General features: G+C 69.7%; 3 protein-coding genes and 2 rRNA genes. 4 read left to right on the top strand and 1 reads right to left on the bottom strand.

The genetic code is table 11. The features are described 5' to 3' along the window. The 3 genes from AC2TEW_RS08400 to AC2TEW_RS08390 form a co-directional block, all read left to right on the top strand. Positions 1 to 1392, top strand: a 23S ribosomal RNA gene (locus AC2TEW_RS08400); the annotation flags it as partial. A 136-nt stretch (positions 1393 to 1528) separates the two neighbouring features. Next, a 5S ribosomal RNA gene (gene rrf / locus AC2TEW_RS08395) occupies positions 1529 to 1645 on the top strand. Positions 1646 to 3106: 1461 nt separating this feature from the next. Beyond that, positions 3107 to 3964: a tetratricopeptide repeat protein gene (locus tag AC2TEW_RS08390; RefSeq protein WP_484622706.1), complete on the top strand. Its 858-nt coding sequence runs from the start codon at positions 3107 to 3109 to the stop codon at positions 3962 to 3964. An 88-nt stretch (positions 3965 to 4052) separates the two neighbouring features. On the opposite strand, the gene AC2TEW_RS08385 is transcribed toward AC2TEW_RS08390, so the two are convergent. Next, positions 4053 to 5426, bottom strand: coding sequence for a DUF1015 family protein (locus AC2TEW_RS08385; RefSeq protein ID WP_484622705.1), 1374 nt, complete (start codon positions 5424 to 5426; stop codon positions 4053 to 4055). A gap of 214 nt (positions 5427 to 5640) precedes the next feature. Here AC2TEW_RS08385 and AC2TEW_RS08380 point away from each other — a divergent pair, with 214 nt between their 5' ends. After that, on the top strand, positions 5641 to 6123 hold the full coding sequence (locus tag AC2TEW_RS08380; RefSeq protein WP_484622704.1) for a tetratricopeptide repeat protein: 483 nt from the start codon (positions 5641 to 5643) through the stop codon (positions 6121 to 6123).

Raw genomic sequence — 6123 nt, 5'->3', positions numbered from 1 at the left:
CTGAGACCTGATGCCGAGCCGATTGTGGTGAAGTGGATGATCCTATGCTGTCGAGAAAAGCCTCTAGCGAGTTTCATGGCGGCCCGTACCCCAAACCGACTCAGGTGGTCAGGTAGAGAATACCGAGGCGTTCGGGTGAACTATGGTTAAGGAACTCGGCAAAATGCCCCCGTAACTTCGGGAGAAGGGGGGCCATTCCTGGTGACGAGTCTTGCACTCCGAGCTGGGGGTGGCCGCAGAGACCAGCGAGAAGCGACTGTTTACTAAAAACACAGGTCCGTGCGAAGCCGTAAGGCGATGTATACGGACTGACGCCTGCCCGGTGCTGGAACGTTAAGGGGACCGGTTAGTGGGGTTTCGACTCCGCGAAGCTGAGAACTTAAGCGCCAGTAAACGGCGGTGGTAACTATAACCATCCTAAGGTAGCGAAATTCCTTGTCGGGTAAGTTCCGACCTGCACGAATGGCGTAACGACTTCTCGACTGTCTCAACCATAGGCCCGGTGAAATTGCATTACGAGTAAAGATGCTCGTTTCGCGCAGCAGGACGGAAAGACCCCGGGACCTTTACTATAGCTTGATATTGGTGTTCGGTTCGGCTTGTGTAGGATAGGTGGGAGACTTTGAAGCAGCAACGCCAGTTGTTGTGGAGTCGTCGTTGAAATACCACTCTGGTCGTGCTGGATGTCTAACCTGGGTCCGTGATCCGGATCAGGGACAGTGTCTGGTGGGTAGTTTAACTGGGGCGGTTGCCTCCTAAAGAGTAACGGAGGCGCCCAAAGGTTCCCTCAGCCTGGTTGGCAATCAGGTGTTGAGTGTAAGTGCACAAGGGAGCTTGACTGTGAGACTGACGGGTCGAGCAGGGACGAAAGTCGGGACTAGTGATCCGGCGGTGGCTTGTGGAAGCGCCGTCGCTCAACGGATAAAAGGTACCCCGGGGATAACAGGCTGATCTTCCCCAAGAGTCCATATCGACGGGATGGTTTGGCACCTCGATGTCGGCTCGTCGCATCCTGGGGCTGGAGTAGGTCCCAAGGGTTGGGCTGTTCGCCCATTAAAGCGGTACGCGAGCTGGGTTTAGAACGTCGTGAGACAGTTCGGTCCCTATCCGCTGTGCGCGTAGGAATATTGAGAAGGGCTGTCCCTAGTACGAGAGGACCGGGACGGACGAACCTCTGGTGTGCCAGTTGTCCTGCCAAGGGCATGGCTGGTTGGCTACGTTCGGGAGGGATAACCGCTGAAAGCATCTAAGCGGGAAGCCTGCTTCGAGATGAGTATTCCCACCTCCTTGAGAGGGTAAGGCTCCCAGTAGACGACTGGGTTGATAGGCCGGATATGGAAGCCTCGTGAGGGGTGGAGTTGACCGGTACTAATAGGCCGAGGGCTTGTCCTCAGACGCTCGCGTTCACTGTGTGGTTCCCGGGTAGCGAACAGCTATCGCCGGCGAATCCGCCCATCATCGACTCCGGTCGACGGGCAAGAAACACTAATCAATTGAAGAGTGTGTTTCGCTGAATACCCGATAGGGTTTCGGTGGTCATAGCACGAGGGAAACGCCCGGTCACATTCCGAACCCGGAAGCTAAGCCTCGTAGCGCCGATGGTACTGCAGGGGGGACCCTGTGGGAGAGTAGGACGCCGCCGAACAATCATTCAAAGGCCGCGGCCCCAGCGATTCGCTGGGGCCGCGGCCTTTTTGTTTTTCCAGATCGTGCAGTACGCCGGCAGGACCGGCTCCCGCCCGGACGCAGGGTCGGAGCGGATGCCGGACAATAGAGGTGGTGTGCGGCCAGGTGGTCGGCACCAGGATGCGATGGCGCTGGTGCCCTGAATCGGCAGCGGCGGCAGAGGTCGAAGCAGCAGACAGGAGTCACCAGGATGTCGAACCCGCCCCAGGACCGTCCCGAGCGCCGATCGGACGAGGGCCGCGGTTACGAGCCCCGGTCGCGTGGTGGATGGTCCAACGACCGTGGCCCGCGGCGGGATGACCGTGGCGAGGCCGGCCGTCGTGACGACCGTCCGCGTCGGGATGACCGTCCTTCGTACGGTGACCGTGACCGTGGTGGCGACCGTGGCGGCCGTCCGTCGTACGGCGACCGCCCGTCCGGTGGCGGCTACCGTGGCGGGGGTGACCGTCCGTCCGGCGGTGGTTTCCGCGACCGTGGCGACCGTCCGTCCGGTGGTGGCGGTTTCAACCGGGACGACCGTCCGCGTGGTGACTTCCGCCGTGACGACCGTCCGTCCTACGGTGACCGCGACCGTGACCGCGGCGGCGACCGCGGTGGCCGTCCCTCGTACGGCGACCGCCCCTCTGGTGGTGGCTACCGCAGCGGCGGGGATCGTCCGTCCGGTGGTGGCGGGTTCAACCGTGATGACCGGCCGCGTCGGGATGACCGTCCGTCCTACGGTGACCGGCCGCGTCGCGACGACCGCCCCTCCTACGGTGACCGTGACCGCGGTGGCGACCGTGGCGGCCGCCCCTCGTACGGGGACCGTCCGTCCGGTGGTGGGTTCCGTGACCGTGGGGACCGTCCGTCCTACGGCGACCGTGACCGTGACCGTGGCGGGGACCGTGGTGGTCGCCCGTCCTACGGCGATCGTCCGTCCGGTGGTGGCGGGTTCAACCGTGATGACCGGCCGCGTCGGGATGACCGTCCGTCCTACGGTGACCGGCCGCGTCGCGACGACCGCCCCTCCTACGGTGACCGTGACCGCGGTGGCGACCGCGGCGGCCGTCCGTCCTACGGCGACCGTCCGTCGGGTGGCTACCGCAGCGGCGGTGACCGTCCGTCCTACGGTGACCGTGACCGTGACCGTGGCGGGGACCGTGGCGGCCGCCCGTCCTACGGCGACCGTCCGTCCGGTGGTGGGTTCCGAGACCGTGGCGACCGTCCGTCCGGCGGTGGCTACCGCAGTGGTGGCGGGGACCGGGGCGGCCGTCCGTCCTACGGTGACCGTGACCGCGGCGGCGACCGGGGCGGCCGGTTCGAGGGCCGTCGTGACGACCGCCGTGACGGCGGCGGCTACGACGACCGCCGGGGCAACTACGAGCCGGTCAAGCGTCTGCCGATCCCGGACGACGTCACGGGCTTCGAGATCGACGCGGACGTGCGCCAGGACCTGAAGAGCCTGCCGAAGACGCTGGCCGACGACGTCGCCCGCAACCTGGTGATGGTCGCCCGCCTGCTGGACACCGAGCCGGAGGAGGCCTACAACTACTCGCGGGTCGCCCTGCGGCTGGCGTCGCGGGTCGCGTCGGTGCGGGAGGCGGCCGGGTTCGCCTCGTACATGACGCAGCGTTACGCGGAGGCGCTGACCGAGTTCCGTGCCGCGCGCCGGATGACCGGCCGGGCGGACCTGTGGCCGGTGATGGCGGACTGCGAGCGTGGTCTGGGCCGTCCGGAGCGGGCGCTGGCGATGGCCGGTGAGCCCGAGGTGAAGCAGCTGGACAAGGCCGGCCAGGTCGAGATGCGTCTGGTCGCGGCGGGTGCCCGCAGCGACATGGAGCAGTTCGACGCCGCCGTGGTGACCCTGCAGAGCCCGGAGCTGGCCTCCAACGCCGTCCACCCGTGGACCGCGCGGCTGCGGTACGCCTACGCCGAGGCGCTGATCGCGGCCGGCCGTGCCGACGAGGCCCGCGACTGGTTCGCGAAGGCGGCCGACGCGGACACCGACGGTGCGACCAACGCGTCCGAGCGGCTGGCGGAGATCGACGGCCTGGAGTTCGTGGACACCCTCGACCCGGAGCTGGCCGACGAGGAGCAGGACGGCGCGCCGGCGGCCGAGCCGCGGGCCAAGTCGATCGCTCCGGACGAGATCGGTGACGACCGGGTGATCTACGAGGACGAGGAAGACGTCGAGGAGTACTACGACGAGGACGACCTCGAGATCGACGAGGACGGCGACGCGGACGAGGACGACGACCGGGCCCGCCCCGCGCGCGCCGAGGACGACGACCGCCGCTGAGGCCCGCCGGGGCCCGGCGGGCCCCGGACGACGCCCCTGCTGACGCCGGAGGCCCCCACCGCACGCGGTGGGGGCCTCCGGCGTCTTCTCAGCCCAGTTCCAGGCTCCGCAGCACCAGCCCGGTGGCCGGCTTCGGGCCGAAGGAGGTGGACTTGCGGGGCATGGTGACGCCCTGCTCGGCCAGGCGGCGCACCACGCGCTCCTCGACGGGGTGCAGCAGGACGGCGGTGCCGCCGCAGCGGGCGGCCTCCCGCTCGGCGCCCTCGGAGGAGTGCAGGTAGCCGATGTCGTCGGGGCCGTCCGGGATCCGCCAGGTGTGGTCGAGCAGGGTGGCGTGCAGGACGGTGGCGTCGAGGTGGCGCCACTCCTCCGGGCGGTCGGTGCGCACGGTCCGGGCCAGCAGGGCCTCGTCCGGTTCGCCGGCCAGCCAGAAGGTGCCGTCGCCGCCGGTCAGCAGGAAGGCGTTGCCGCCGTGGCGCTTGGCCTCGGCGAGGGCCTCCAGGGCGCTGTGCAGCGGCCCCGGCACCTCCTTGACCTGCCAGTGGTCGGCGAGGGCGGCCAGCGCGTCGGCGACCGGGAGCCGGTAGAGCACCCGGTGGATGGCGCGGACCCGCAGCGGGTAGCGGGCGGTGTCGACCAGCAGGACCATCCCGCGGTCCCACGGGCTGCGCGGGAGGTGGCGGTGTTCGCGCTGCAGGCGCAGGTACATCTCCCAGCGGTGGTGGCCGTCTGCGATCAGCGCCCGGCAGGTGCTCAGGTCGCGGGTGACGGCGGCCAGGTCGATCGGGGAGGTGACGGCCCACAGGCGGTGGTCGGTGCCGTCGGAGGTGGTGGTGGACAGCAGCGGCTCGCCCTGGACGGCGCGCTCGACCACCTCGGCGGCGCCGCCGTTGCCCCGGTAGGTCAGCAGCAGCGGTTCGAGGTTGGCCTTGGTGGTGCGCATCAGGCCGACCCGGTCGGCCACCGGCCGGGGCATCACGTCCTCGTGCGGGAGCACCACGCCGGCCTCCCGGCCGCTGACCGCGAGCGCGCCGATCAGGCCGCGCTGCAGGACGCCGCCGCCGGGGGTGCCGGGCTCGTGGGTGCGCTGCTCGTAGACGTACAGGGCCGGGAACGGGTCGGCGGCCAGGACGCCCTCGCGCTGCCACTCGGTGAGCAGCCGGGCCGCGTGGCGGTAGCGGGTGTCGCGGTCGGGGCGGTCGCCGCTGTCGTCGGGCTCGGGGCGGGGGAGGATCAGCCGGACGATGTTGTGGGGGTCGCCGGTCTCCAGGTCGAGTCGCCGGTTGGGGTCGACGACGTCGTAGGGCGGCGAGGTGACGGCGGCCAGCGTGCCGACCCGGTCGGGGACGTAGCGCAGGCCACGGAAGGGGGACAGGGAGAGGCCTGCGGTGGCGACGTGCCCGGGGTCCCCGGGGCCGCCGGACGCGGGGTCTGCGCCGCTTTCGGCACTGGGTGCACTCATTGGGGGCATGTTAGTCGGGGTATGGGTGTTGAGTGATCAGTTGAGTGATCAAAAGTGCCCGGTGCCGTCCCGCCGGGCCACGGCCGGCCGGGTGGTGGCCGGGCGTGGCCGGGGCCGTAGCGGGTCGGGATCGGGTTCGGAGCGGGTCCGGGCCGGGGCTGCGGGAGCGAGGTACGGCATGGATGGCGGGCACGAGCGGCCTACCGGTGACGGCGTGGACGGGGACCGGGGAGGTCCGGCCGCGGGGGAGCCGGAGGGCGAGGTCTACGACTGGTTCCGGCGCGGGGTGCGGCTGCTGGACGAGCGGCACCCGGCGGCGGCCGTGCAGCTGCTGGCGCGGGCGGCCGGGTACGAGCCGCAGTCGCACAGCATCCGGGAGGCGCTGGCGCGGGCGCAGTTCGACGCGGGTGCGTACCGGGAGGCGTTGGAGAACTTCCGGGCGGTGGCGCTGGCCGATCCGTCCGACGACTACGCTCAGTTCGGGTGGGGCGTCGCCGCGGCCCGGCTGGGCGACTTCGAGACCTCGGCCGAGCACCTGGCGCTGGCGGTCGCGATGCGGCCGGACAACGCGCACTACCGTGCGGCGCTCCGGCAGTCCCGGGCCACGCTGGCGGCCCGGGCGGGTGCGTACGGGCCGTTGCAGCCCGGTGCGCCGGGGTATCTGGCGCCGCCGGAGCCCGACGGGCCGGGCGCCTGA

This window comes from Kitasatospora sp. NEAU-CNBT7, from assembly GCF_057220535.1.
The sequence above is the reverse complement of the archived record's forward strand: the minus strand, read 5'-3'. Positions and strand labels throughout refer to the sequence as shown.

Excerpts from the sequence above, each read along its gene's own strand:
- AC2TEW_RS08385 (WP_484622705.1), bottom strand. The coding sequence starts at position 5,426 with ATGAGTGCACCCAGTGCCGAAAGCGGCGCAGACCCCGCGTCCGGCGGC.